This window comes from Vreelandella malpeensis (assembly GCF_020622355.1).
GTDB classification, from domain to species: Bacteria; Pseudomonadota; Gammaproteobacteria; order Pseudomonadales; family Halomonadaceae; genus Vreelandella; species Vreelandella malpeensis.
Map to the genome: position 1 here is coordinate 732,137 of NZ_WHVL01000001.1, position 24,806 is coordinate 756,942.

Genomic DNA, 24,806 nt, shown 5'->3' on the forward strand with positions numbered 1-24,806 from the left:
CGGCCGTGGTTTATCCACGGCCGGTTCTAGTACATGACGCTTACTATCTAGCGTAGTGATTATTCTGGCTGTTGGGTGATATCGGTATCAAACCATTTTTCTGAGATCTCTTGCAGCGTGCCGTTTTCACGAAGCTCTGCCAGCGCTGCCTCTACCCGATCACGCTGGGCCTGGCCTGCCGCATCGTTACGAAATGGCAAGGCATTTTCGATCACCGTGAACGGCTGGCCGGCCAGCTCCAGCGGCAGCCCACGCTCCTTGATTACCTGCGTGGCGCTGACTCGATCCATGATGAAGGCGTTGGTACGGCCAAGCGCGACATCCTGCTCCACGTTGGATTCGTAGGTACGGATATCGATCTCATCGGCATTGGGCAGCTCGCGCAACAACTGCTCGTAATTGGAGCCCAGGTTGACCGCCACACTTTTACCGGAAAGATCTTCCACCCCATTGATCGACTCGTTACCGGCACGTACCACGACCTGAGCGCCGTCATACACATAGGGCGCGGTAAACACATACTTGGCTTCACGCTCAGGGGTAATGGTGATCTGGTTGGCAATGGTATCGATGCGACCAGAATCCAGAAGACCCGCCAACCCGGAGAAGCTGGCCGTCACGAACTCGATATCGTCACCGGTTACCTCGCCCACCGCGTTCATCACGTCGACTTCGAAGCCCTTCAACTGGTCGCGCTCGACAAACGTGAACGGAAAGTAGCCACCGGACATGCCCACCCGCAGCGTATCCGCCTGAGCCTGCACCGCGGCAAAACCGCTGGCAAGGCTTAATGAAAGTACCGCGATGACTGTATTTAAACGGCGTGTTCGGGTCATCTTTGAGCCTCCTCGTCGGCAAAGACACATTGCCTTATATAGTGTGTGGGCCTGGCGGGGCAAAACCGCGTCACTGGTACGTCCATCATAAACACAAAAAAGAATATTAAAAATAGTTTTTTATGCATAAGGGTTATTAGAGTTTCGAACAGTCCCTTTAACGTCAGCCAGGTACGTGGTAACAGCGCTGGAATAAATGTCGCCACAGCCGTATCAACGACCAGCCTATTGTTGCAGGTTATATGTGAAACTGGCGGTCGCTCCTCATCAAGCATGGCAAATTCCTTGCCCGACGTCACGCTGCTGACACTGGCGCTCTCGTTCATGATCATCCGCAGCATCACCCGCCCGCTCAAAGCCGCGCTGGACGACATCCTGCCCCGCGGCGGTGATCTTAACAAATGCCTGTAATGATCCAGCGGTTTCAGCAGGTCAGGCCGCTCATTCATACGCACGAGCGTACGCTTCAGCGGGTGTCTTCATGCCCAGCGCCTGATGAGGGCGACGGTGGTTATAAAACTGGATCCAGTCCCCGATGACGCGCATCGCATGCTGCAGCTTCTCGAAGCGATGGCGATGCACGCACTGCTCTTTTAACGTTCGGATCACGCGTTCGACCATGCCATTCTGCTGCGGACAATGCGGTGTGATGAACCCTTGCTGCAGACCGTAACTCCGAACCAGGCTCGTGTAGCGTCGACTCGTGAAAACCAGCCCATTATCGGAGCGCAGCAGGAAGGGTTCGGGAACCCGTCCCAAGGAACCGTAACGGCTGTTCAAGGCCTGCTCGAGAGCGCTGGCGGCTGTGCTCGCCTTGCCGCAACGAGACAGGTGCCAGCCCTGCAGTTGTCGCGTATGGCAATCAATGACCAGCGCCAACGTCAGCCACCCATCGCGACCGCCCCATACTCGGCAGAGATCGGTCGACCAGCGCTGATCGGGTGCCGTCGCCACGGAAGGCAACGCTCGAATACGAGGCCGGAAACCGACGGCTCGCTTGCGCACCTACCAATCTCGCAACTGGAAGATGCGCTGAACGGTGTTCTTGTTCATGCCCAGCAGGTGCGCCACCGTACGGTAGCCAAAGGAGGGCTCCTGCTCGATAAGCGCCTTGATTTAGGTCTCCAGCTCGGGCTTCACCCGTAGGGTAGATTCAACGGATCGGTAATACCATGTGCGTCGAAGAAAGCCGAACCAGCAGCAGAGCTTGCTGATAGAAACATCGGACCTTTCGTCCCGCAGGTCCTGACGGACCGTGTCGATCACTACTCGTCCTTTCCCAGCAGGGACGCCAACTTTTTTTCGGGCGCGTAGCTCCAGTATGGCTTCGCCGTAAGCTCCCTGAAGATCCTTCAACTGGCGCTCGTATTGTTGGCGGACATCTTTAGGCTTGGCGCGCAGCGCGTTCTCCATGCCAGCCTTGGCTTGATCGACCCACTCTTCGATCTCGGAAGGGGTAAGATCGAACGCACGGCTGGCTTCCGTCACTGTTTGCTTGCCTTGGATAATCTCCATCACCCGGGCCGATTTCCGCTTGGCAGTCCAACGCTTGATGTCTTCGTTCATCTCGATACTTACAGGTGTCTCTTCTTGGGATAATACCCTGAGCAGAAATTCACTGGGTCATTACAGATGCAACTAAACCGGGATGTTGACATTTGATCTATTCGGAAATAAATACTTAAAATCAAACCTCGCTGCTATCTTGATGTCGGTCATCAATCATCCGGATTATTTTTGCAGGATTCCCTGCAACAATTGAAAAAGCAGGAACGTTTTTGGTAACAACAGCACCAGCTGCAACAATCGCACCTTCACCTATTTCATTGACTTGAGGTAGAATAATAGCACGACTACCAATCCAGCAACCTGCTCTAAAAACTACTTTGGTAGTTTTCAGAGTAGCTGCTCCACGAGATAGTCTATCTCTAGTTACTGTATGCTGATGCGAATGAACGGAAGCCCCTTCTGAGAACCAAACATCATCTTCAATTTCAACCTCACCTGTATAATCTATTTGAACATTTCTCGCCAACAGAACTCTTTGACCCATTGAGATACACCCTTGATTTCCATGAGTACAATAGATCCAAACATTATTTTCAATAACAGATGAATCTCCCATGTTAAAAGACTTTCTATAAAGTGCTATTCTAGCTCTGAATAAAAGTGGGTAGCTAAACCACTTAGAGCCAAAAAAATTTTGCATAAATCTTAGCCATAGCTGATGTCGTTTATAGCTCATTGATTATTATCACAAATAGTTGATGACAAACACTTCGATTAATTAACTATAGTGTTTAAAAAAAATTATTTAAAGCATTTAGCTTACTAGCTCTTTGATTATATCAGACAAGGAATACTTTGGCCTCCAGTTGTATTTACTCATAAAACATGTCGGATCTATTGCATAACTTTTAAGCTTATCTTCTTCTATGTCGTGTTTGATGAAAGAAATAGATTTTTCTGGCTTCGATGACTCAACAATCTCAATAACTTTAACTGCTATATCGTGTAATGTGTGAGCTTCTTTCATACTAAGATTATAAACGGAATGATTTTCATACGAATGCTGATTGATGACCTGAAGAATTCCACTGACCACATCGCGGTAGTGAATTCGCGCAAGAACTTGTCTACCGCCGTATATCTCAACTACCTGCTCTTGGATAGCTCTGAGAGTTAAACGGGCTAACGCCTCATGCTGGCATATCGTCGTATCATCTCCAGTTACCGCTCCAATTCTTAAAATAACAGTAGAAATACCAGGATGGACTTTCCTAAGCCCCTCCAAGTGCTGCTCAAGGGCAAATTTGAGTTGGCCGTAAAGCGTTGTGGGTTGCGGAGTCAGGTCTTCTGTCCAAGGTGTGCCGGGCTGGTTGCCATAAACGCTTTGCGATGAGGCATAGATAATTTCACCGGAGCCATGTGCGGCATATTCTGAAAATATTTGCATGCCTTTAGTTAGGCTATCCGCAATCTCTTTTGCTTCGTGGAATGGACGAGCTGATGCCAAGTGAACAATCTTGTCTATAGCACCAAAATTCAGCACTCCTGATTCAAAGTCGTGCCAGTCAAATACGCTATTTACCGCATAATGAATATTCCTTGCTGTTTCTTTTGATCGGTCTAATGTCCAAACCTCAAACTCACCTTGTTGCAGTAAGGTTTCTACAAGGTTCCGGCCAATGGTTCCTGTACTGCCGGTAACCAATACTATAGGCTTTTCTTTATTATATTCTTTATCGCCATGAATTTTCCGATACAACCTCTCTACTCTTTTATTTCTCGATATGTGTATGGCTTTATTTGCTGTTTGCCGTATGCCAAAAATACGCGGGTTCAAAGCAGACCCTTCCAAGGATTTACCGAAGCTCCAATGCCGAATGCAGCTTTCGACCTCATTAAAACCCATGGCTGCCCGTAGACCTGTAATTCCAGTAAATCGCGGGTTGATTTCAAAAACTTTGAAACCCTTGTCGGTGAGTCTGCCTTGTATATTGATTGGCCCTTGCAAACCCTTTTTCTGTAGAAATGGTACCAATCGTAATATAGCACCATTCACTGTATTATTTTCGTATGGAAGAATCTCAATGGGTACGCCATTATTAAGCTTGTTGTAGGTAATGCACTGTGCTTTGATTTGACCTCTTTTGTCGGCTAATAACTGTACTGATATTTCAGCCGCTTGCAAATTTTTCCCGTCCTGCAGGCTTTTGACGTAATCGATATGAAATGGATCGTCAGAATGTGGAATAGCTACTTCTTGAAGCATTAGTGGTTCATCAATCTTTTCGAGATCACTGGCAGTGTTGACAATGGCGATCCCCCTTGAAGCATAGCCATTTCTAGGTTTGGCGATTAAAGGATATAGAAGCTTTCCACTAGCTGCTAGATCACGCGCTTCGACAAGCGTAAAACTTTTAACAAATAAATCTGCTACAGTAGGAAAAGACTCCGCCATAGTCTCCTTTGCGCGACAAGCTCTAATGAGGTCTGCCCGGGAGACAATAACGTCTATTCCCCTCTCCTTGAACTTATCGATATTTTCCGCAAGGATTAGCGCTTCATCATCATGACCAGGGGTCAAAACATTAATAGACTTTATTGAGCATATACTCAGTAGATGATCAATATATTCTGAGTCATAATAGCTTGGTAAGTATGCGTAATCATCACACTCGTACAGCCCATAGGCTAAGGGTGTATTGCCTAGCCCTATTGTTCGTAAGGGAAGACGGGATAGACGGCATGAGTCTATGATAGATTGGCCGACGCCACTACCAATGGAACATATACCTACAACAATCCGCCGTAACGAATGCTGTGTATTATTTGCATTAGCGCCTGAGCTCATGAGTAATAATCTCGATAATTTTATCTTGTGTACAATTCTTCAACTGCGCAAAGATAGGTAAGCACAGAATTCGGCTGGCAATATCTTTTGATACTGGTTGGTCTAGGTGGACATCTAAATACTTCAATGACCCTAGTGACGGGTAAAAGTATCGCCTTGCTAGTACACCATTTTCCTTAAGTATGGCTTCTACTCGTATGGCCTGCTCTTCGTTTTCAAATACCACCGGAAAATAGGCGTAATTGTAGCCAAGCGCCTCAGGTTTGGTCTGAAGCTGTAATAAATCACTTAATGCTTGCTCATATCTTATCCAGACCCCTGCTCTGGCTTGCAAATTCTCTTCCATTTCATCCAGTACACAGAGCCCCATCGCGGCCTGCAGCTCGCTCATCTTGGCATTGATACCCAATTCTTCTATTGTCTCAGGGCCGGTAATACCAAAGTTGATCATCTTCTTAGCGCGCTCTAAATCTTCCTTTCGCTTAAAGATAATTGCACCGCCTTCGCCGGTGTGAAAAAGCTTAGTTGCATGGAAGCTGAGGGTAGCAGCATCTCCATACTTGAGCAAACTTTGCCCTTTATATTTTACGCCGAAAGCATGGGAGGCATCATAAATAACGCTAATATTATTTTTCTTTGCAATAGTAACAATAGTTTCTACATCACAGGCGTTGCCGAATACATGCACCGGAACGATAGCGCGTGTATTGGCGGTGATCTTGTCTTCAATATTTGAAGGATTCAGGCACCAGCTATTCGGATCAATATCAGCAAATACCGGCTCTACGCCTTCCCATTTGAGTGAGCTGGCAGTAGCTACAAAGGTAAAAGGAGTGGTGATAGCTTCAATAGGCTCATGACGACCAGTAACACACAACGCTCGATAAGCAATTTGTAGTGCCAGAGTGCCGTTCGCTACAAGAAGAAGATTTTCTACTTCTAAGTATTCTTCTAGACGCTGAGTAAGCTCTTGAACCAACTTACCATTATTAGTGAGCCAAGTGCGATCGTAGATGCCGTCTATATACCGGTCAAACTTTTCACGGCAAGGTAAATAAGGCTTTGTTACAGGTATCATCACAGGCCTTCTATTAAGCGAAATAAATCGCCACGACTTGGTTGAAAGCCGTATGCGAATTGTTGTAGATAAGTACCATCCTACTTATTTCAAACAAACCTCTCATCGACATTGACGATTTTTCATGTGTCGTTATCCGCCTAAAGTAAGCAGCAATCGCCAGTATCCAAAAATATTTCCGTCACTATCTATGAATACACCCCACCATTCGGCGGGGCTTTCACAAACAGTAAAAGCAGATGCTAGCTTTTTTTTAAGAAATTGTTTTCCTGCCAAGCATAATAATCCGCGAGATCCTTTTTTTTCATCCGCTTATAGTACCGCGACATCCACTTGAACGTATTGGCCTGCATCTTATTCTTTTCCTTGACACTCTTGCTCGACCATATCGAATTGCCATGAAGCCTGTAAGCTGCAGGTGTTATATTCTCCATGTAGTAACTTTTACCATACTGCCCCAGCAAAGCGATCAAGAAGCTGTCACCATTATTAACGTGAGATTTCTCTTCAGGAAAATGAGTAAACTTCTTTCTGAAAAACATGGTCAGCGTTAAGATAAAACAGTTGTTACGTAGCATTTCATCTCGAGTATAGCTTCTCTTGAATTCATCTCTCAATTTCGATGAAGCCACTTCTCCATTCTTGTCGAAGATGAAAGCGTCATGATGGCAAATGACTACCTCTTCATTATTTTCCATGAAATCGAACTGCTTCTGGAGTTTTTCGGGATCCGTCCAGTAGTCATCCCCTTCACATAGCGCAACGTACTTCCCTTGCAGTCTGGGAAAGCAGAAATCGGTCACCTTGACACCTTGTCTAAATAAATTCTTCTGTTGATAGATAGGCTTAATCAAGTCTGGGTACTGGGATGCGTATTTTCTGATGATCTCCTGCGTGCCATCAGTCGAAGCATCGTCGTGAATGACCACTTCAAATGGAAAACGAGTTCTTTGGGCAATGATCCCTTGGATGGCCTCCTCTAGAAAATCTACGTGGTTGTAAGTCGCACAAAAGACACTGACCAAGGGTTTGCCATTGTGATGCTCTTCCGGGAGGACGACGGGGCCTGCCGGGGGCATGACGGATTTGAGGTTACGCTGCTCTGATGATCTGGGAAGCAGCGATCGGGCTTCCAGAAAGGCCAAGGCTTTATCCTGGTCCACCTTGGATAACAGCTCGAAGGCCATATCGTGGGCAGCAAACACGCTGCTCAAGATGAAAGCGAGCTTGACCTTTCTTTCGTTACTGATGCTTCCCAGGCGCTCTGCATCGGGCAACAGCAGGATATCTGCACTTTCCTGTTCGCTGGCGCAAGGCGTTCGTTCATTCAGTTTGTCGGGAAGATGGCTGTAATGACGTACGTTGTGGAAACGATAGAAGCGGAACCCGTGTCGGCTCGCCCAGTGCTGAAGTTCGGCGAAACTGGGTTGTCTTGCATGGGTCAGCTGAAAAGGGACACGCGCTTGAATAAGCAATGTTTCCTTCAAGTAACGCTCACCGTTTTCTAGCACGGCCATGGCATCACTCAGCTCATCCAGAACGAGCCAATCGAGACTCTCGAGGCCCGTAATGCTATCAAGGGCCACCGTATTGATGGGAAGCTCCGCGATCTGCTGAATACCCAAGTGATGGCGTTTGGGGAGTTCTCCCATCGCAAGAGGCGCCAGTGTGCTGCTCATCTCGGGTGCGACGCAAGCGTATAGTGTGGTGGGCTGGCCATCACCCAACAGCGCATGCTGAAACACTTGAATCGTATCACTGCCCTCATACTGCTTGGGCTCTTTTATTTCGCTGGCCGGGTCGAAAGCCACAAGGGCAAAGGCCCCTGTCGAGGCCATCTGGCTGGCCAGGCCGTTTTTGATCAAACGGGCTCGATTGTCGAGCACGATGATCTTGCCCTTGAGCTGCCAGGTAAAATCATCAGATAGCTGGAGCTTCGGTGTCAGAACGTCGCTATCCAGGCCGCCTGTGGTACGGCTGTCGATCCATTGCTCCCAGGAACGATCCACTTTCAGCGTGGGCTTGGTCGCCCTGCCGACAAGACGTTGCCGATGCCGTTTTTTCTGGGTGATCAAAAAATCCTTGCTGCCCGAGCGTAAGCGCACCAAAGGATCGAACGCCTGGAGCAGGCGTTCGGTCGCGCGATCCATATGATGCATTCGCTCGCCAATCTCTATCGCACGGGTTACATAGTCCTGATAGAGCACCTCATCGTCATAAAAGGCAACGGTGGCTTCAAACAGTGGCTGGAGCTCACTTTCCTCGAGTAGCTGTTGGTAAGGCTCCTCATAGCAACGTGACGGAAAGTCGAAGGCGATGCCGGCATCTCCGATCATCTCGGGCATGCCACCGCGATTGGTAATGAGGGCAGGAATGCCGTTCAACATGGCCTCCGCCAGCACTCGACCTGAGCTTTCCCACCAAAGGCTGGGCGCCACCAGTAGGCGAGCACGGCTGTAAGGGCCTCGCATGTCACTGGTATTGGGCGTAACGGTAACGTTTTTCAATGCGCTTCGCTGGCCCCCCATCTTTTGCGTAACTTCTCGCAGTACCGCAGACCAGTCCGCTCGAGCTTCCACGACTTCGAGCTCGATATCCGGTCGTTCTCGCTCGAGTTTCTCCGCCAGCTGAACGAAGATGCTCACTCCCTTCTGCCAGCTAGGATTGACGAAAAGCAGGCGACGCCGTTCATGGCGCTCGGCAACGAAATGGGTAGAATCGATGAACTTGCCTACCGGCTTCGAGACGAAGCCGATCTTGTCTTGATACATCTTTGCCGTGGCCTGACTGTCAGTGACGATAAGATCCACGTCACGACACCAGCGTGGCGACTGGTAGCTTCCATTGGCCAGGTAAAACGCGACGGCAATACCTCGGTCCCGCGCTTCATCGGCGATCAGAAGATCCAGCGTCTGGCCTCCGTAGAACCATACGACGTCGGGCTTGAACGAATCGAGCATGTAAAGGTACTGGCTGTACCAGAGACTCTCCTCGTGGCTCGTTAAATGATTACGGTTGAAGCTGTTGCTCACGATCATTTGGTGCATCAGCGGTCCATCGTTGACCTCGATGAGCTGGTGCAGGTGTTGATTCAAGTCGGGAAACTGTTCTTTGAGCAGCCCAGTGCCTTTGGGGTTATCGAAAATCGTCGCCCCCAGTATCTGTATTTCGTACCCGTTGGCCGCCAGTTGCTGCAGCATCTGTCGCACGCTCATGCTGGCACCACTCGATGTATCCAGCAGACAGAAGGGGTTTGCCCACAGCAGACGAGGTTTGCGTTTCTCGATCACCGGTACCGCTTTTTGCTTGGCCATTAAACGACTCACGTAGCGACAATAATCATGCCGTTAGTTTACTGTGTCGACTCGAAGACCAAAGGGGTAAATGCGCTCATGTTTGAGCAGGTATTCTAGCAATGACGTAGGAATTGGATGATCGGATAGAGGGATCGTCCGTAATGCTCGGCAACGCGGGACGTCATTCTTTCGACCAAAAAACGGGGCCTTTCGGCCCCGTTTCTATCGTCGTTCGTTTAAGGACGATACGACGTATTAGCCCAGCAGGGAAAGAACGGACTGCGGCGTCTGGTTTGCCTGGGCCAGCATGGACGTACCCGCCTGCTGCAGGATGTTCGCGCGGGTCATGTTGGAGACTTCCACCGCGTAGTCGGCATCCTCGATGCGTGAACGCGCTTCGGACAGGTTGGTCTTGGTGGTCGCCAGGTTGTCGATGACCGAATCGAAGCGGTTGAGCGTAGCACCCAGGGTGGCACGGTCGGTATCCAGGGACTTGACGGCAGTATCGACGGAGTCGATCAGGCTCTGGAAGTTGTCATGGGCACCGCTGGTACCCGCTGTGAACGAAGAGCCTGACATGCCGCCGCCAGACAGACCGAGGCCAGCCACGGTTGCATCGATACGATTGACAGTGATGACGTCTTCGGAATCGGTGTTGGCGCCCACTTGAATGTTGAGGGCACCACCGCCGCTGACATTCAACAGGTTGGTACCGTTGAAGTTGTTACTGCCCGCCACGCGGTCGATCTCGGCTAGACGCTCGTTGATTTCGGTTTCGATCGCGGCGCGGTCATCGGCGGTATTGGTGTCGTTGGCACCTTGTACCGCCAGTTCACGAATGCGCTGCAGGTTGTCGTTGATCTGATCCAGACCGCCTTCCATGGTCTGCACCAGAGAGATACCGTCGCTGGCGTTGCGGCTCGCCTGGTCCATGCCCTTGATCTGGGCGGTCATCTTGTTAGCGATAGCCTGACCGGCGGCGTCGTCGGAGGCGCTGTTGATACGCAGACCGGAAGACAGACGCTCCTGCGCTTGGGCCAGCATGCTCTGGGAAGAACGCAGGTTGTTCTGGCCGATCATGGAAGTGATGTTGGTGTTGATCACGGACATGGAAATGCTCCTCGAAGTTTATCTGGCCTGGAGGCCGGCTTTGCGGCGCTTTCATCGCCGTTATTATGATTAACGGCCGCACGAAGGAATTCTTTAGCCCGATCATGTCTTTTTAACTAAAAAAACGGGGCCTTTCGGCCCCGTCTCTATCGTCGTTCGTCCAAGGACGATGTGACGTATTAGCCCAGCAGGGAAAGAACGGACTGCGGGGTCTGGTTTGCCTGGGCCAGCATGGATGTACCCGCCTGCTGCAGGATGTTCGCGCGGGTCATGTTGGAGACTTCCACTGCGTAGTCGGCATCCTCGATGCGTGAACGCGCTTCGGACAGGTTGGTCTTGGTGGTCGCCAGGTTGTCGATGACCGAGTCAAAGCGGTTGAGTGTGGCGCCCAGGGTGGCACGGTCGGTGTCCAGGGACTTGACGGCAGTATCGACGGAGTCGATCAGGCTCTGGAAGTTGTCATGGGCTCCGCTGGTACCCGCTGTGAACGAAGAGCCGGACATGCCGCCGCCAGACAGACCGAGGCCAGTCACGGTTGCATCGATACGATTGACCGTGATGACGTCTTCGGAGTCGGTGTTGGAACCGACCTGAATATTGAGGGCAGTATCGGCGCCGCTCGCAACGTTCAACAGGTTGGTACCGTTGAAGTTATTGCTGCCCGCAACGCGGTCGATCTCGGCCAGACGCTCGTTGATTTCGGTTTCGATCGCGGCGCGGTCGTCGGCGGTGTTGGTGTCGTTGGCACCCTGTACCGCCAGTTCACGAATACGCTGCAGGTTGTCGTTGATCTGATCCAGGCCACCTTCCATGGTCTGCACCAGAGAGATACCGTCGCTGGCGTTGCGGCTGGCCTGGTCCATACCCTTGATCTGGGCGGTCATCTTGTTGGCGATGGCCTGACCGGCAGCGTCGTCGGATGCGCTGTTGATACGCAGACCGGAAGACAGACGCTCCTGCGCTTGGGCCAGCATGCTCTGGGAAGAACGCAGGTTGTTCTGGCCGATCATGGAAGTGATGTTGGTGTTGATCACGGACATGGATATATTCCTCGAAGTTTGACTGGCCAAGGGGCCGGTTTGCGGCGTTTATGTCGCCGATGCTATAGATAACGGCCCCCAGGCAAACTTCTTTAACTACACCACCCTTTTTTATGTAACGAAGTGCAACTCAAAGATCATTTCTTCTGCATATTGCTTAGCATGTCGAACTGCTGACCTAGGTAGCTGCTCATCGAATTCATTTGCGCGATCATGCCGTCCAGTTGGGCGAACTGCTTGCGATAGCGCTCGACGCTGCGTTCGATGCTGCCTTCCATGCGAAGCTTGCGCTGATCGAGGCTGTCGACGCGTAATTCAGCACTGCTAATCGAGCTACTGATCAATCCATCTTCGCTGGTGATCTCCTTGAGTGTCGTAGTCAGGCGTCCTGCAAATCCCGCTTCCTTCGAGTCCCCGGCAAAGAAACTGGAAAGGGCTTCCGGGCCGGTCGCAATTGCCGCATTGAGCTTGTCATCATCGATCTCGAGGCGCCCCTGCCGGTCCAGCGTGATACCGATTTGCGAGAGCCGCTGGATATCCCCGCCGGCTAGACTATCACTGATATCCTGGCGCAGCCGATTCTCGATGGTACGTACTGTACGATCCCCGATCAGCTCACCGGAAATTTCTCCTGCACCATTGAATTGTGTCATGCGTCCAACTGTAGACTTCATCTCGTTGAAATTTTTAACGAAATCGTCAATAGCACCGCGCAGCGAATCCTGGTCGCGCTCGATGACCAGCGTTATAGAACTTTCGGATACTGCTGTCAGGTCGAGCGTGACGCCCTGAATCGCCTCTTCTACCTTATTGGTCTTGCTGGTGATGGCAATGCCGTTGACGTCGAGTTCGGCATCGCGTCCCGCCCTTAGCGTCGTGTTATCCACGGCAAGCGAGCCGAGGCCGGAAAAACCGGTCACGGCAGCTTCCTTGCCCGTCTCTTTCGAACTCAGCGCCAATCGATAGCCTGCGCCATCGTTGATCAGAGATGCGTTGACGCCAGACTCCTTGTCAGCATTGATCTGGTCGCGCACATCCGCCAAGGTGCTGCCTGCAGGAATGTCGATATTCACGTTTAGCGCCGTATCGAACGTCAAAGTCAACGTCGAAGCATCTGCCGCCAACACGTCATTAAGCGCCATGCTATTGGAGGCCACACTGCCGGCGCGCGCCAGCTGCGTGACGGATATCTCGTAACGTCCAGGGCTGGCGGACTCCTTGGCCGTTGCCAGAACCCCTTCCCCTGTTACGGAGCTTTTTTGCTGCTTGAAAGTAGAGCCTTCATTAAGGGCTACCACCGACGTCTGAACGCGCTCCATGGCAGACTGAAGACGGCCGTAAGCTGAAATCTTGGTCTTCTGTGCGCTTTGCTGCTCGAGTATCGGCACGAGTTTCTGTTGTTCAGCTGCCTTGAGCTGATCAATCAGGCCGGACAAATTGAGTCCAGAACCCACACCAAGTGCAGAAATTGACGCCATGAGGTAAGCCCTCCTTGAATATTGTAAAAGTCACTTGAATCAGCTATCGGCCACACATAAAAAAACTTTAGCCGCAACGTTCGTAAAGCAGTGACAATCAGCTTCGGCTGCCTTCATCAAAGCGAAGTGGTAAAAGAGGAGCCGCTGCATCTGCTCTTTACCATTCGCCCAATCTAGCCGCTTGATCTGACAGTTACATGATGCAAGGCGCACCATTACATTCAAAACGACAACGTCGTTCACCGACGGTCACTTTAGACCTTGGTCTAACATCAGTCACTGATTTACAATGATGGAGAACATCTTAACACCACTGGAGCTTCACATGACGTTCGAGGCAAACGCCGCCGAACCGAGGCTTGCAGAGCGCCATCAGCTACGCCGCTGCCTGCTGACCGTCGCCGACCTGCTCGCCGAGGGCGGCCATGTGCTGGAGACGATTTCACTGCCGAGCTGCGGGCTGGCGAAGCGGGAAATGAAGGCGCTGGAAGCGCGGGGAACGGGGTGGAGCGTGTGCCGCAAGACGCTCGAGGCGAGCGCGGCGGCGGGAATCAACCCTGAGGGCAGATTCGTGTTGACCGCCTTGGGCAGGGAAGTGCTCTTCGATTTGTTCGGCCAAGGGGCGGCGGATTGCGCCTAGCCCTATAGTCTCTAGCCTTGAAAGGCCCAACGAAAAACGCCCGCGAATGCGGGCGTTTGTGTTCGGCGCGGCCTGGATCAGCGAAGTCCAAGCATCGAAAGAATGAACAGTACGACCACGACCAGGCCCACGATGTAGATGATGTTACGCATAATGGCGCTCCTTGCTTTTTGCGTTTAGAAAAATCAAGGGGTTGTTGACCCCTTAAAGGTAACACCCTCAGATTAGCAGGCTTTTGAGCTCTTTGCGTAATTTGCATGCGCTAATGTGCCGAACGCTCTACGCTTTTTGAGTGACCGCCAACATGAACGAGGAGAGCCGATGCGTGCGATAGCCTTGCTGGGAGCGATGATGTTGATAAGCCTGTCGTCAGAGGCGCTTGCCGAGACGCCTTCACGTCAGGCGCTTCACGCCCTCGACGAGCAGGCAGGCGCCCTTTCGCGCCTGCACACGGTGTTGGTCGCCGTGAACGGCGAGATTGTGCATGAGATTCACCAGGGCGGGCCGGGTGTAGCGGTGCCGGCCAACGTGAAATCGCTTTCCAAGACGGTGCTGGCGGCGATTACCGGGGCAGCGCTCGAAGCAGGCGTGGTCGAGACGCTCGATCAGCCGCTGGTCGAGTTGCTGGGAAGCCGCGTGCCCGAAGGCGTCGACCCGCAGGTCGAGGACATCACTCTCGAGCACCTGCTGGCCATGCAGTCGGGGCTCGAACGCACCTCCGGCGCCCATTACAGCGCCTGGGTGGCGAGCCCCGACTGGGTGGCCTACGCCCTGAGCCAGCCCTTCGTCGACGAGCCCGGCGGACGAATGCTCTACTCCACGGGCTCGAGCCACCTGCTCTCCGCGGCCCTTACCGAGGCAAGCGGTGAATCCACCCATGCGCTCGCCCAGCGCCTGCTGGCCGTGCCGCTCGATATCGCCATCCCCAGCTGGCCGCGCGATCCCCAAGGTATCTACTTCGGCGGCAACGACATGCAGCTCTCGCCTCGGGCGCTGGTCGACATCGGCGAGCTCTATCGCCATGACGGCGTGGTGAACGGAGAGCGCATTCTGCCGGAGGGTTACGTCGAGGATTCATGGACACCACGCGGACGCTCGCCCTGGACCGGCGACGGCTACGGGCTGGGCTGGTTCGTCACCACCCTGGCGGGCGTGCCGGCCTACTACGGCCGCGGCTACGGCGGTCAGGCGCTTTACGTGATTCCCGAGCGGGCAATGACGGTGGTGATCACCTCCGACCCCAATCCACCCTCGCCGGGCGGACAATTCCAGCAGCAGTTGAACCGGCTGGTGGCCAATGTGTTGATGCATTCAGGCCAAGGCAACACGCCGAAGTGATCACGCATCGCGGTACTTTTCTGCCTCGAGCTTGGCCCGGATGAAGTCGCTGTGGCTGACGTGCAACAGATCCGCCAGCCGGCGAATGCGGTGTTCCTCCAGCGGGTCGATGCTACCGTCCGCCCAGGCGAGCTGCCACATCAGAGCGACCAGTTCGCAGCGCCTGGCGTAATCGTAGTGCTCCTTGATGAGGCTGACGAACTGGTAGTGATCCACTGCCTGATCCACCTCGGCATCCGCCAGCGCCATCAGCTCGGTGACGTCCGCCTCACTGAGGGAGTAGCGCGCCATCAGCATTTGTTTGAGCGCCCGACGTTCGGCATCGGTTTGCTCGAAATCGGCGCGTATCACCTCGCAAAGTAGCGCCGCCGAGGCGAGCTCCAGGGTCAGGTGCGGGCGCTCTCGCCGCTCGGGCTGTGCCAGCGCCTCATGGAAAAAATCACGAATTGCATCGAGCATCGCCGTCTCCTCGCTGCCTAAAGATCAAATCATCCATCACGACTCCCGATTCACTACTCACCACTAACACTCAACACCAACGACTCACCCCTTACGCTTGGAAAGTTGCTCCTTGAGCTGCTTGGGCACCTGCTTGATGATCAGGCGATCCTGGCCCTCGTCGTACTCGATGCTCGAGCCCAGAAGGTGGGAGTCGAAGCTGATCGAGACACCCCCGGCGCGGCCAGTAAAGCGGCGAAACTGGCTCAAGGTCTTCTTGTCCGGCGGAATTTCCGGCGAGAGGCCGTAGTCGGCGTTGCGGATGTGATCATAAAACGCCTTGGGCGCTTGATCATCGACCAGCTCCGAGAGCTCCTCCAACGTCATCGGCTCGCCGCGGCGCATCTGCTCGCTGGCGTACTCCACCAGCGTATCGGTCTTCTCGCGACTGGTGTCTTCGTCGAAGTCCTCCTTTTCGACGTAGTCGCTGAACGCCTTGAGCAGCGTGCGGGTTTCCGTCGGGGCATCGACTCCCTCCTCCATGCCGAGCACCGCCGCGACCCCGTCGGCGAGCTTCTTGGCACCGCGATCCTTCAGAAACGAGACGTACTGCTGGCTGCCCTCATTCTGCCGCCACTGGGTGATATTGACCCGCGCCGCAAGCGTCAACTGCTGGGTATTGAGCTGGGCGGCGGGCACGGCCTGATGGGCGTCATCGATGCCGATGCCTTCGCGCTGATGCACCAGGGCGAAGAACAGCGTTTCGGTATCGCCCTGGCGCTGGTGGGCGACGACCAGGTAGCCGCTCACCGACAGCGCCTCCTTGAGCTCCGAGGCCAGGCGCTCGGTGAGCGCCGTGGTGAAGGTCAGGAAATCCTGCTCGCCGGCGAGGTAGGCCTCGAGCCAGGCCACCAGCGGCCCGGCCTGGTCGCCCTCGAGGGCAAAGCGCCCCCAGCCCTTGGCCTTGGTGTTGTAGGCATCCCCGAGCTTGCCGACGAGGCTCGTCATGTGCGCATCTTCCGGCGCACTGGCAGCGGGCGCGGGGGTCACGGTCAGGCGCTCGCCGTCGAGGGTGGGTTCCAGGCGATGCACGATGCTTTGCAGAAGCGGCATATGAAGAGAAGCCTTTTAAACGATGAAGCGGTCGCCGTGAAACGGTCGACGGGAAACGTTCGAGGAGAAACGCTCTCAGGGTTTCAGCCGATAGCCGGTGCGGAAGATCCAGCCTATGGTGGCAAGGCTTGCCGCCAGAAAGAGCGTGATCATGCCGACACTCGCCCACAGGCTGACGTCGCTGACGCCGTAGAAGCTCCAGCGAAAGCCGCTGACCAGATACACCACCGGGTTGGCGAGCGTCACGCTCTGCCAGAACGGCGGCAGCATGTCGATGGAGTAGAAGCTGCCGCCCAGAAAGGTCAGCGGGGTGATGATCAGAAGCGGCACGATCTGCAGCTTGTCGAAGCCGTCGGCCCAGATACCGATGATGAACCCCAGCAGGCTGAAGGTGACGGCGGTGAGCACCAGAAAGGTGAGCATCCAGAACGGATGGGCGATCTCGAGCGGCACGAAGAAGCTCGAGGTGCCCAGGATGATCAAGCCCAGGAGAATCGATTTCGATGCCGCCGCCCCCACGTAGCCCACCACCACCTCGAGATACGAGATGGGCGCGGAGAGAATCTCGTAGATGCTGCCGGAGAACTTGGGAAAGAAGATGCCGAAGGAGGCGTTCGAGACGCTCTGGGTCAAGAGCATCAGCATGATCAGCCCGGGCACGATAAAGGCGCCGTAGCTCACCCCGTTGATTTCGCTGATGCGCGAGCCGATCGCCGCGCCGAACACCACGAAGTAGAGCGAGGTGGAGATCACCGGCGAGACGATGCTTTGCAACAGCGTTCGCCGAGTGCGCGCCATCTCCGCCATGTAGATCGAGCGGACGGGATAGAGGTTCATGAGCGCTCCTTGACCAGGTCGACGAAAATATCCTCCAGCGAGCTCTGCCGGGTGTGCACGTCCTTCACCAGAATTTCCTCTTCGTTGAGCACGCTCAAGAGCGCCGAGACGCCGCGCCCCTGCTCTTCCTGGTGGCCGTCGTAGGTGTACACGAGCGAGCGGCCGTCGTCGCTCAGGGTGAGCGTATCGACCTGAAGCCGCGCCGGCAGCGCCGAAAGCGGCGTGTGAAGCTCGAGAGTGAGCTGCTTGCTGCCGAGCTTTTTCATCAGCGCGGTCTTCTCCTCCACCAGCACCACTTCGCCGCCGTTGATCACGCCGATGCGATCGGCCATCTCCTCGGCTTCCTCGATGTAGTGGGTGGTGAGAATGATGGTGACACCATCGTCGCGAAGCCGGCGTACCACCTCCCACATGTCACGACGCAGCGCCACGTCGACACCGGCGGTGGGCTCGTCGAGAAACAGGATGCGCGGCTCGTGGGAGAGCGCCTTGGCGATCAAGACGCGCCGCTTCATGCCGCCGGAAAGCGTGATCAGCCGGTTGTCGCGCTTGTCCCACAGCGCCAGCGACGTGAGCACCTTCTCGATGTGGGCAGGATTCGGCGGCTTGCCGAACAGGCCGCGGCTGAAGCTCACCGTGTTCCATACCGTCTCGAAGGCCTCGTTGGTGAGCTCCTGGGGCACCAGGCCGATGCGCTCGCGCGCTTGCCGGTACTGCTTGACGTTGTCGAAGCCGTCGACGGTGATGCGGCCGTTCGTGGGGTTGACCAACCCGCACACCAGGCTGATCAGCGTGGTCTTACCCGCGCCATTGGGGCCGAGCAGGGCGAATATTTCGCCACGCTGAATGGACAGATCCACATGCTTGAGCGCCTGAAAGCCGCCCTCATAGGTTTTATTCAGGCCCTGGATGGAAATGATCGGGTCGTGCAAGGCGTACTCCTCACACCGCGTTCGGCGCGCGGTGCCTGACAACCAGGGGCGTCGGCGCAAGCGCCGACGCCGAGCGGCGAATTAGCTGCGGCGAGTGATCTCGAGCAGGTGGTAGCCGAACTGGGTCTTGACCGGGCCGTGCACCTTGTTGAGCTCGCCGCTGAACACCACCTTGTCGAACTCCGGCACCATCTGGCCCGGGCCGAAGCTGCCCAGGTCACCGCCCTGGCGGCCGGACGGGCAGCTCGAGTGTTGCTTGGCCACGTCCGCGAAATCACGGCCGTTCTCGATCTCCTGCTTGAGGGCGAGGCACTGCTCTTCACTGCTTACCAGAATATGACGGGCGTTGGCGCTGGCCATGGAAACTCTCCTGAGGTTGGATTTCTGAAGCGGGATGCGAAGGGGCGCTAGTTTATCACGGCTCGCCGCTCGTGGTGTGGCCAAGCGCCCTGGTGACCACCAGCGCCTCGCCGACACGAGCCAGCGCCTGTTCGTGGGGGGCGAGCGCTACTGGCCCGCGGGTGCAGGCGACGACTACCCAAGGCCCTGCGCTCGATGAGGCGACACTTGATGACGCAAACGCGAGCCCCGCATCGCAGCTTCGCCGGTGCTGGGTGCCGGTCTTGTGGGCGAAGCGAAATCCCTCGCCCAGCCCGCGCTTGAGCCGCGCCTCGCCGGAGCGAGTGCGCATCATCATCTCGATCAACGCCTGGCGCTCGGCAGCGTCCAGATCCGCAAGCCCGCCGGCGTTAAGCGTGGCCAGCAGGTCGCCGTAGACCGTCAGGGGGGCGGTGTTCTCGCCGCCCTGCTCGTAGGCCTCGAACGCGGCGTCGTAATCCGCCGCCGCCAGGCTCTGCCGAGCCACGCCCAGGCGGCTTGCCAGCGCCGCCGGACGCTCGGACAGGCGGTGCTGGCGCAGTGCCATGAAGTCGGTGCCCGTGAGCTCGCGCGCCTGCGGGTGCATTTCGCCGTACACGCCCTGACGTACGCCGACCAGCGTAGTGATCGGCCCAAGCCTGGTCGGGTCGCCGCCGGCAGCGGCGATCATGGCCCGGGCACGGGCGTTCACCGCGTCGAGCCCGGCGCGCTCGATCAGCATGTCCGAGGCGGTGTTATCGCTGACGGTGATCATCTGCTCGAGCAGGTAGCCGATGGAAATCGGCGTACCCGGATCGTGCCAGTTCACCGGCCCGGCGCCGTCGACGAAGTGGCGCGGGGTCAGCGTGAGGCGCTCGTCGAGGGCGAGCTCACCGGCCTGACGCCGGGCAAGAATCTCGGCAGCTACCGGCACCTTGACCAGCGAGGCGAGATACCAGGGCGCTTCGGCCTTCCAGGAGAACGCCTCGCCGCTTTGGAGATCCTGCACGTAGACCCCCACCTCGCCGTTGAGCGCCTCCTCGATGGCGGCGATGCGGGTACTCAGGCTCGTCTGCCAGGGGCTTCGCTTGTCGACCTCGAAATACCAGTCGGCCTGAACGGGCAGCGCTACCAAAAGCGCTGCGCCAAGCAGCCAGCGTTTTAAACGTCGCACTTCGTTACCTCTTCGTTCAACGGCGCGCCGCAATCCACCGGGTGAGCCAGATCCATAGCGCCGCGCCCAGGATCAAAAGAGCTCCCACACCCAGCGTCTCTGCGTAGGTGTAGACGCCGTTGCGCTCCAGCAGAAAGCGCAGCACCAGAAAGATCATCACGATATGAAAGATGAACGCCTTGAGCGCATCGCTTCCGACCAGGGTAAGCGGCAAAAGTGCCTTGGCCGCCGTGGCCCCGCCCGCCAGCGCAAGGCCCAGCAGCACGAAAGCGCCCCCCACGCTGAACAGCATGAAGGCGAGCCCCGGCGGGTGCTTGCCGACGTTGTTGGCCACCGCCAGCATGGCGGCGTGAACGTCGCCGTTAACAGCGGCCAGGGCGAAGAAGGCGCCGACCATTACCGCGCCGAGTGCCAGGAGCGCCAGCACCAGCCGGCGCCGGTCGGCACGCTCGCTGGCGCAGCGCAGCGCCGCCTCGCCGATCAAGAGGCCGGTCAACACCAGCGGCGCACGGCTCAGTTGCCCCCAGGTGTAGTAGTCTTCGTGATCGACCAGCAGCGCCTTGAGAATGGCGTTGCCACCGAAATCGAACCCCTGGAGCCAGGCGGAAAGGGCCGCGAGCAGCACGATGGCCGCCAAGCGCGACCACAGCGGCGCCCGCGCCCAGAACGGCAGTACCAGCGGCACCCACAACAGCGCGATGGCGTAGAAGCCGAGGATCTCCACCCAGATGGCGAAGTTGCCGTAGAGCAGCGTGTTGACGATGTCCGCCGGCGCGTTGAAGGGCAGCATCTCGACGATGGTCAGCGCCTTGTACCAGAACCACACTTCCAGGGCACGCAACCAGAGCTTCAGCCGCCGACGGGGCCAATCCTCGTCCCGGGTACGTGGCAGAAATGCCACCGCCAGCGCCACCCCGAATACCAGGATGAACAGCGACGAGGAGAACTTGGTGAGCAGGTGCACCGGCACCATGCCCCACTCCGGCACGTTGGGGATGCCGACCAGGCCGCTAACGGTGTGGCTCAGGATCATCAGCGCGATGGCGATGCCGCGGGCGAGATCGATGGCTTCGATGCGGCGCTCGAGCCGCGGCAGAACGGGGACTTCCTTGAAATTCGGCACGTGACCCACTTCCTTGTATGAAGCGCCCGGAAAGACGCTCGGGCGATGACAGGCATGCCTACCACTTTAGCCTATCCCCCGCCCCGCCACGCCGGGGGCTTTAAACGCAAAATGCCCCGCAGTCGGCGGGGCATTTCGTGGCTCGTCCATGAGCCGGTGAAGCGGCCATTCCTTTCGCAATGGGTCAATTACCACTACGAATCGCTATCGGTGTCAGAGTCGGTATCCCACTCTTGCTCCTCTTCCTCTTCTTCGTAGGTGAATTCCTGCTCTTCCTCTTCCTCTTCGTAGGTAAACTCTTGCTCTTCCTCTTCGTACTCGGTGGTAGCACCCGGCTGCTGATCCGTTTCGTAGCTCTGGTAGGTGCCTTGATCATCTTGCATGGTGTCTTCGTGCGGCGTCGGCTCCTGCGGCGCGGTGCCCTCTTCCATGCCGGCAAACGCCAGCGGGCTCGCCATCAGACCGAAAGATACACCCAGAATACCCAGCTTTTTGAGAGCGTCCTTATTCATGATCATGCCTCCTGTTTGGCTTTGCTTTCCTGCTTCATCCAGGGCCGGTAAGGCAGCCCCATCTGAAAATGGTACGTTGAGTTTTCCTTCAAGAGCGCCGCCTTCCGGCCAATTCGCTCTTGCCAACCCAGTTGCAGTGGGCGTACCAACTTTTTGGCAAAAAATTAAAATACACTTTAAAACAGTGCTTTACAAACACTCAAAGAATGCCAATACGCTCTTCTTAATAACAATAATCAATGCCATTGGTGTTTAAGGCTGACACATGGGCCCCGGCGGGCCATGTCAATCGCGGTTAGACAAGCCTGGTTCAATGAGAATGCCGTGGCACTTCCGCCCCCCGGCAGCCCACCAGAAAATCGAAGTCGCACCCTTGGTCGGCCTGCAGTACCCGCTCGATGTAGAGCTGACGGTAGCCGCCCTGGCGGGCGATCAGCGTCGAGGCCGCCAGGGCATCGCACTCAGCCAGCCGCCGAGCGATCTCCTGCTCGTCGACTTCCAGGTGCAGCCGACCGCTTTCGCAGTCGAGCTCGATCCAGTCGCCGTTTTGAACCGCAGCGAGCGGCCCACCCGCCGCCGCTTCCGGCGCGACGTGCAGCACCACCGTGCCGTAGGCGGTACCGCTCATGCGCGCATCCGATATCCGCACCATGTCGGTCACGCCTTGGGCAAGGATCTTCGGCGGCAGCCCCATGTTGCCGACCTCGGCCATGCCGTGGTACCCCCGCGGGCCGCAGTGCTTCATCACCAGAATGTCGCTTGCCTCCACATCCAGGTCAGGGTCGTTGATGCGTGCCTTGTAATCGTCGAAGTCCTCGAACACCACCGCCCGCCCGCGATGCTGCATGAGCTCCGGTGTGGCCGCCGAAGGCTTGAGTACCGCGCCGTCGGGGGCGAGGTTGCCGCGCAGGATGCAGATGCCGCCGTCTCGGGTCAGCGGATTGTCCAGCGGGCGGATCACCGCGTCGTTGTAGAGCGGCGCGTCCTGCACGTTTTCCCAGAGGGTCTTGCCGTTGACGGTGAGTGCGTTCTTGAACGGCAGCCGGTCCACCTCGCCCAGGCGCCTGAGCACCGCGGGCAGCCCGCCGGCGTAGTAGAACTCCTCCATCAGAAAGCGCCCGGAGGGCTGCAGATCGACCAGCGTGGGTGTGCCGCGCCCGACCCGGCTCCAGTCGTCGAGCGACAACTCCACGCCGATGCGCCCGGCAATCGCCTTCAGGTGAATGACCGCGTTGGTCGAGCCGCCGATCGCCGCGTTGGTGCGAATGGCGTTGTCGAAGGCCTCCTTCGTGAGCACCTTCGAGAGCCGCAGATCCTCGTGGACCATCTCGACGATGCGGTTGCCCGACAGGTGCGCCAGCACGTAGCGACGCGAATCCACCGCCGGAATGGCGGCGTTGTGGGGCAGCGAGACGCCTAATGATTCCGCCATGCAGGCCATGGTCGAAGCAGTGCCCATAGTGTTACAGGTGCCCGCCGAGCGCGACATGCCCGCTTCGGCGGCCATGAAGTCGTGCAGCGAGATTTCGCCGGCCTTGACCTGCTCGGAGAGCTTCCAGACCACGGTGCCGGAGCCGATGTCGCGGCCTTCATGCTTGCCGTTGAGCATCGGCCCGCCGGTGACCACGATGGTAGGGATATCGCAGCTCGCCGCACCCATCAGCAGCGCCGGGGTGGTCTTGTCGCAGCCCACCAGCAACACCACGGCATCGATCGGGTTGCCGCGGATCGCCTCCTCGACGTCCATGCTCGCGAGGTTGCGGGTGAACATTGCCGTGGGACGCAGGTTGGACTCGCCGCTGGAGAAAACCGGGAACTCGACCGGGTAGCCGCCGGCCTCGAGCACGCCCTTCTTGACGTGCTCGGCGAGCTTGCGGAAATGGGCGTTGCAGGGGGTAAGCTCCGACCAGGTGTTGCAGATGCCGATGATCGGCTTGCCCTGGAATTCATGATCGGGAATGCCCTGATTCTTCATCCAGCTTCGGTACATGAAGCCATTCTTGTCGGCAGTGCCGAACCACTGGGCCGAGCGCAGCGATGTTTTTCCTGTGGACATGGGAAGCTCTCCGTAAGCCATCGGTGAAAGGCGGTGAAACGAGAAAAGAGGTGGGTCAGGCGCGCTGTCGGCGGGTCTGCTTCCAGCGGTCGAACATCACGGCCAGCAGCAGGATCGCGCCGCGCACCAGGTACTGATAAAAAGTGGGCACGTTGAGAAGCCCCATGGCGTTCTGCACGCAGCCCATGATCAGCACCCCGACCACCACGCCGGTGATCGTCGCCACCCCGCCGGAGAGCGCCACGCCCCCCAGCACGCAGGCGGAAATGACCGCAAGCTCGAGCCCCATGGAGGTGTTGGGGTCGCCAAGGCCCATGCGCGAGGCGAGCAGCACCCCGACCACGCCGGCCACCACGCCCTGCAGCCCGAAGACGATGATCTTGAGGCGCCGCACGTTCACCCCGGCCAAGGCCGCCGCTTCCGAATTACCGCCGGTGGCCAGCACGTTGCGCCCGAAGGCGGTCATGTTGAGCACTACGCCGAAGATCAGAAAACAGGCCAGCATGGTCCACACCGGCAGCGTCAGCCCCAGAAACGCGGCGCTACCCAGATCGAAAAAGCCCGGCACGGTGATCATCACCGCGTCTCCCCCGGAGGTGATGTAGGCAAGCCCCCGCACGAACTCCATGGCCGCGAGCGTGGCGATCAGCGAGTTGATACCGAAGCGAGCGATCACCAGGCCGTTGAACACCCCGACCGCCCCGCCAGCCACTACTCCGCCGAGCACGCCGACCAGCACGCTGCCGGAGGTCGACGTCACCACCGCCGCGACCACACCGGCGAAGGCCACGATAGAGGCGACGGACAGGTCGACCTCGCCCAGTGCCAGCACCAGCATCATGGTGGTGGCGAGGCTGCCGATCAGGGTGATCGAGAGCAGCAGTCCCACCATGTTGCGGCCGGTGAGAAAGTCCGGGATGAACACCGCCAGCGCCACGAACAGCAAGAGAAAAATGGCGATCAGCCCGGAGGTATCGAGCAGCGTGCGCAGCGGCTTGATCAAGCCCTGGCGACCGGCGGGACGCGCCGGGACCTTGGGATCGTTGTAGGTCGCAACCTTGTTCGTCGTCATTGTCGAGCCCTTTGAAAAG

Annotated in this window: 23 protein-coding genes and 1 pseudogene; 3 read left to right on the plus strand and 21 right to left on the minus strand. The window is 56.6% G+C overall.

Going from position 1 to position 24,806, the window contains the following annotated elements; genetic code table 11:
- Window positions 1–59: 59 nt before the first annotated feature.
- Entirely contained in the window at window positions 60–836 is a 777-nt protein-coding gene (locus GEV37_RS03340; protein ID WP_227388748.1) for an amino acid ABC transporter substrate-binding protein, read from the minus strand.
- A 285-nt stretch (window positions 837–1,121) separates the two neighbouring features.
- Here GEV37_RS03340 and GEV37_RS16925 point away from each other — a divergent pair, with 285 nt between their 5' ends.
- A complete protein-coding gene (locus tag GEV37_RS16925) occupies window positions 1,122–1,247 on the plus strand; it encodes a hypothetical protein (RefSeq protein ID WP_264477651.1) in 126 nt (41 codons plus the stop codon).
- Between the two features lie 30 nt (window positions 1,248–1,277).
- Here the strand turns inward: GEV37_RS16925 and GEV37_RS03345 are convergent, their stop codons facing one another.
- The 10 genes and pseudogenes from GEV37_RS03345 to fliD form a co-directional block, all read right to left on the minus strand.
- Window positions 1,278–1,841 (minus strand): IS3 family transposase, encoded by a 564-nt coding sequence (locus GEV37_RS03345; protein WP_338035099.1) that lies wholly within the window; start codon window positions 1,839–1,841, stop codon window positions 1,278–1,280.
- Between the two features lie 111 nt (window positions 1,842–1,952).
- A complete protein-coding gene (locus tag GEV37_RS03350; protein ID WP_227388750.1) occupies window positions 1,953–2,402 on the minus strand; it encodes a DUF1153 domain-containing protein in 450 nt (149 codons plus the stop codon).
- Between the two features lie 121 nt (window positions 2,403–2,523).
- Complete coding sequence (locus GEV37_RS16990) at window positions 2,524–3,081, minus strand: acyltransferase (protein WP_275951395.1); 558 nt, start codon at window positions 3,079–3,081, stop codon at window positions 2,524–2,526.
- A gap of 78 nt (window positions 3,082–3,159) precedes the next feature.
- Window positions 3,160–4,800, minus strand: coding sequence for an NAD-dependent epimerase/dehydratase family protein (locus GEV37_RS03360; RefSeq protein ID WP_227388751.1), 1,641 nt, complete (start codon window positions 4,798–4,800; stop codon window positions 3,160–3,162).
- Between the two features lie 57 nt (window positions 4,801–4,857).
- Window positions 4,858–5,193: pseudogene (locus GEV37_RS17060) on the minus strand (hypothetical protein); the annotation flags it as partial.
- Window positions 5,177–6,271, minus strand: coding sequence for a DegT/DnrJ/EryC1/StrS family aminotransferase (locus GEV37_RS03365; protein WP_227389203.1), 1,095 nt, complete (start codon window positions 6,269–6,271; stop codon window positions 5,177–5,179). The gene GEV37_RS03365 and the pseudogene GEV37_RS17060, both read right to left, overlap by 17 nt.
- A gap of 242 nt (window positions 6,272–6,513) precedes the next feature.
- Complete coding sequence (locus tag GEV37_RS03370) at window positions 6,514–9,585, minus strand: glycosyltransferase (RefSeq protein WP_227388752.1); 3,072 nt, start codon at window positions 9,583–9,585, stop codon at window positions 6,514–6,516.
- 237 nt (window positions 9,586–9,822) lie between these two features.
- Complete coding sequence (locus GEV37_RS03375) at window positions 9,823–10,677, minus strand: flagellin N-terminal helical domain-containing protein (protein WP_227388753.1); 855 nt, start codon at window positions 10,675–10,677, stop codon at window positions 9,823–9,825.
- Window positions 10,678–10,856: 179 nt separating this feature from the next.
- Window positions 10,857–11,717 (minus strand): flagellin N-terminal helical domain-containing protein, encoded by an 861-nt coding sequence (locus tag GEV37_RS03380; protein ID WP_227388754.1) that lies wholly within the window; start codon window positions 11,715–11,717, stop codon window positions 10,857–10,859.
- A 137-nt stretch (window positions 11,718–11,854) separates the two neighbouring features.
- Window positions 11,855–13,195: a flagellar filament capping protein FliD gene (gene fliD, locus GEV37_RS03385; RefSeq protein WP_227388755.1), complete on the minus strand. Its 1,341-nt coding sequence runs from the start codon at window positions 13,193–13,195 to the stop codon at window positions 11,855–11,857.
- A gap of 325 nt (window positions 13,196–13,520) precedes the next feature.
- On the opposite strand from fliD, the gene GEV37_RS03390 reads away from it, so the two are divergent.
- Together GEV37_RS03390 and GEV37_RS03395 are read left to right on the plus strand one after the other, a co-directional pair.
- Entirely contained in the window at window positions 13,521–13,835 is a 315-nt protein-coding gene (locus GEV37_RS03390) for a hypothetical protein (RefSeq protein ID WP_227388756.1), read from the plus strand.
- Between the two features lie 321 nt (window positions 13,836–14,156).
- Window positions 14,157–15,173, plus strand: coding sequence for a serine hydrolase domain-containing protein (locus tag GEV37_RS03395; protein WP_227388757.1), 1,017 nt, complete (start codon window positions 14,157–14,159; stop codon window positions 15,171–15,173).
- Here the strand turns inward: GEV37_RS03395 and GEV37_RS03400 are convergent, their stop codons facing one another.
- From GEV37_RS03400 to araH, 10 genes are all read right to left on the minus strand, one after another.
- On the minus strand, window positions 15,174–15,632 hold the full coding sequence (locus GEV37_RS03400; RefSeq protein ID WP_227388758.1) for a tellurite resistance TerB family protein: 459 nt from the start codon (window positions 15,630–15,632) through the stop codon (window positions 15,174–15,176). It abuts the gene before it with no gap.
- A gap of 84 nt (window positions 15,633–15,716) precedes the next feature.
- Entirely contained in the window at window positions 15,717–16,724 is a 1,008-nt protein-coding gene (locus tag GEV37_RS03405) for a nucleoid-associated protein (RefSeq protein WP_227388759.1), read from the minus strand.
- A 75-nt stretch (window positions 16,725–16,799) separates the two neighbouring features.
- On the minus strand, window positions 16,800–17,561 hold the full coding sequence (locus GEV37_RS03410) for an ABC transporter permease (protein WP_227388760.1): 762 nt from the start codon (window positions 17,559–17,561) through the stop codon (window positions 16,800–16,802).
- Window positions 17,558–18,493 (minus strand): ABC transporter ATP-binding protein, encoded by a 936-nt coding sequence (locus GEV37_RS03415; RefSeq protein WP_227388761.1) that lies wholly within the window; start codon window positions 18,491–18,493, stop codon window positions 17,558–17,560. Before GEV37_RS03415 ends, GEV37_RS03410 begins: the two co-directional genes overlap by 4 nt.
- Window positions 18,494–18,574: 81 nt before the next feature.
- Window positions 18,575–18,889, minus strand: a complete 315-nt coding sequence (locus GEV37_RS03420; protein ID WP_479694302.1) for a peptidylprolyl isomerase — start codon at window positions 18,887–18,889, stop codon at window positions 18,575–18,577.
- Window positions 18,890–18,908: 19 nt separating this feature from the next.
- Entirely contained in the window at window positions 18,909–20,024 is a 1,116-nt protein-coding gene (locus GEV37_RS03425) for a serine hydrolase (protein WP_227388763.1), read from the minus strand.
- 16 nt (window positions 20,025–20,040) lie between these two features.
- The gene (locus GEV37_RS03430; RefSeq protein WP_227388764.1) at window positions 20,041–21,147 is read right to left on the minus strand and encodes an acyltransferase family protein; all 1,107 of its coding nucleotides are present in this window, start codon (window positions 21,145–21,147) and stop codon (window positions 20,041–20,043) included.
- Between the two features lie 194 nt (window positions 21,148–21,341).
- Complete coding sequence (locus GEV37_RS03435; protein WP_227388765.1) at window positions 21,342–21,659, minus strand: hypothetical protein; 318 nt, start codon at window positions 21,657–21,659, stop codon at window positions 21,342–21,344.
- A gap of 310 nt (window positions 21,660–21,969) precedes the next feature.
- Entirely contained in the window at window positions 21,970–23,715 is a 1,746-nt protein-coding gene (locus GEV37_RS03440; protein WP_227388766.1) for an IlvD/Edd family dehydratase, read from the minus strand.
- 55 nt (window positions 23,716–23,770) lie between these two features.
- Complete coding sequence (gene araH / locus GEV37_RS03445) at window positions 23,771–24,787, minus strand: L-arabinose ABC transporter permease AraH (RefSeq protein ID WP_227388767.1); 1,017 nt, start codon at window positions 24,785–24,787, stop codon at window positions 23,771–23,773.
- Between the last annotated feature and the right edge of the window lie 19 nt (window positions 24,788–24,806).

Bases quoted from the DNA above. Each gene is read 5' to 3' on its own strand.
- GEV37_RS03340 (WP_227388748.1), bottom strand. From the start codon at position 836: ATGACCCGAACACGCCGTTTAAATACAGTCATCGCGGTACTTTCATTA.
- GEV37_RS03350 (WP_227388750.1), bottom strand. From the start codon at position 2,402: ATGAACGAAGACATCAAGCGTTGGACTGCCAAGCGGAAATCGGCCCGG.
- GEV37_RS16990 (WP_275951395.1), bottom strand. From the start codon at position 3,081: ATGAGCTATAAACGACATCAGCTATGGCTAAGATTTATGCAAAATTTT.
- GEV37_RS03360 (WP_227388751.1), bottom strand. From the start codon at position 4,800: ATGGCGGAGTCTTTTCCTACTGTAGCAGATTTATTTGTTAAAAGTTTT.
- GEV37_RS03365 (WP_227389203.1), bottom strand. From the start codon at position 6,271: ATGATACCTGTAACAAAGCCTTATTTACCTTGCCGTGAAAAGTTTGAC.
- GEV37_RS03370 (WP_227388752.1), bottom strand. From the start codon at position 9,585: ATGGCCAAGCAAAAAGCGGTACCGGTGATCGAGAAACGCAAACCTCGT.
- GEV37_RS03375 (WP_227388753.1), bottom strand. From the start codon at position 10,677: ATGTCCGTGATCAACACCAACATCACTTCCATGATCGGCCAGAACAAC.
- GEV37_RS03380 (WP_227388754.1), bottom strand. From the start codon at position 11,717: ATGTCCGTGATCAACACCAACATCACTTCCATGATCGGCCAGAACAAC.
- fliD (WP_227388755.1), bottom strand. From the start codon at position 13,195: ATGGCGTCAATTTCTGCACTTGGTGTGGGTTCTGGACTCAATTTGTCC.
- GEV37_RS03390 (WP_227388756.1), top strand. From the start codon at position 13,521: ATGACGTTCGAGGCAAACGCCGCCGAACCGAGGCTTGCAGAGCGCCAT.
- GEV37_RS03395 (WP_227388757.1), top strand. From the start codon at position 14,157: ATGCGTGCGATAGCCTTGCTGGGAGCGATGATGTTGATAAGCCTGTCG.
- GEV37_RS03400 (WP_227388758.1), bottom strand. From the start codon at position 15,632: ATGCTCGATGCAATTCGTGATTTTTTCCATGAGGCGCTGGCACAGCCC.
- GEV37_RS03405 (WP_227388759.1), bottom strand. From the start codon at position 16,724: ATGCCGCTTCTGCAAAGCATCGTGCATCGCCTGGAACCCACCCTCGAC.
- GEV37_RS03410 (WP_227388760.1), bottom strand. From the start codon at position 17,561: ATGAACCTCTATCCCGTCCGCTCGATCTACATGGCGGAGATGGCGCGC.
- GEV37_RS03435 (WP_227388765.1), bottom strand. From the start codon at position 21,659: ATGAATAAGGACGCTCTCAAAAAGCTGGGTATTCTGGGTGTATCTTTC.
- GEV37_RS03440 (WP_227388766.1), bottom strand. From the start codon at position 23,715: ATGTCCACAGGAAAAACATCGCTGCGCTCGGCCCAGTGGTTCGGCACT.
- araH (WP_227388767.1), bottom strand. From the start codon at position 24,787: ATGACGACGAACAAGGTTGCGACCTACAACGATCCCAAGGTCCCGGCG.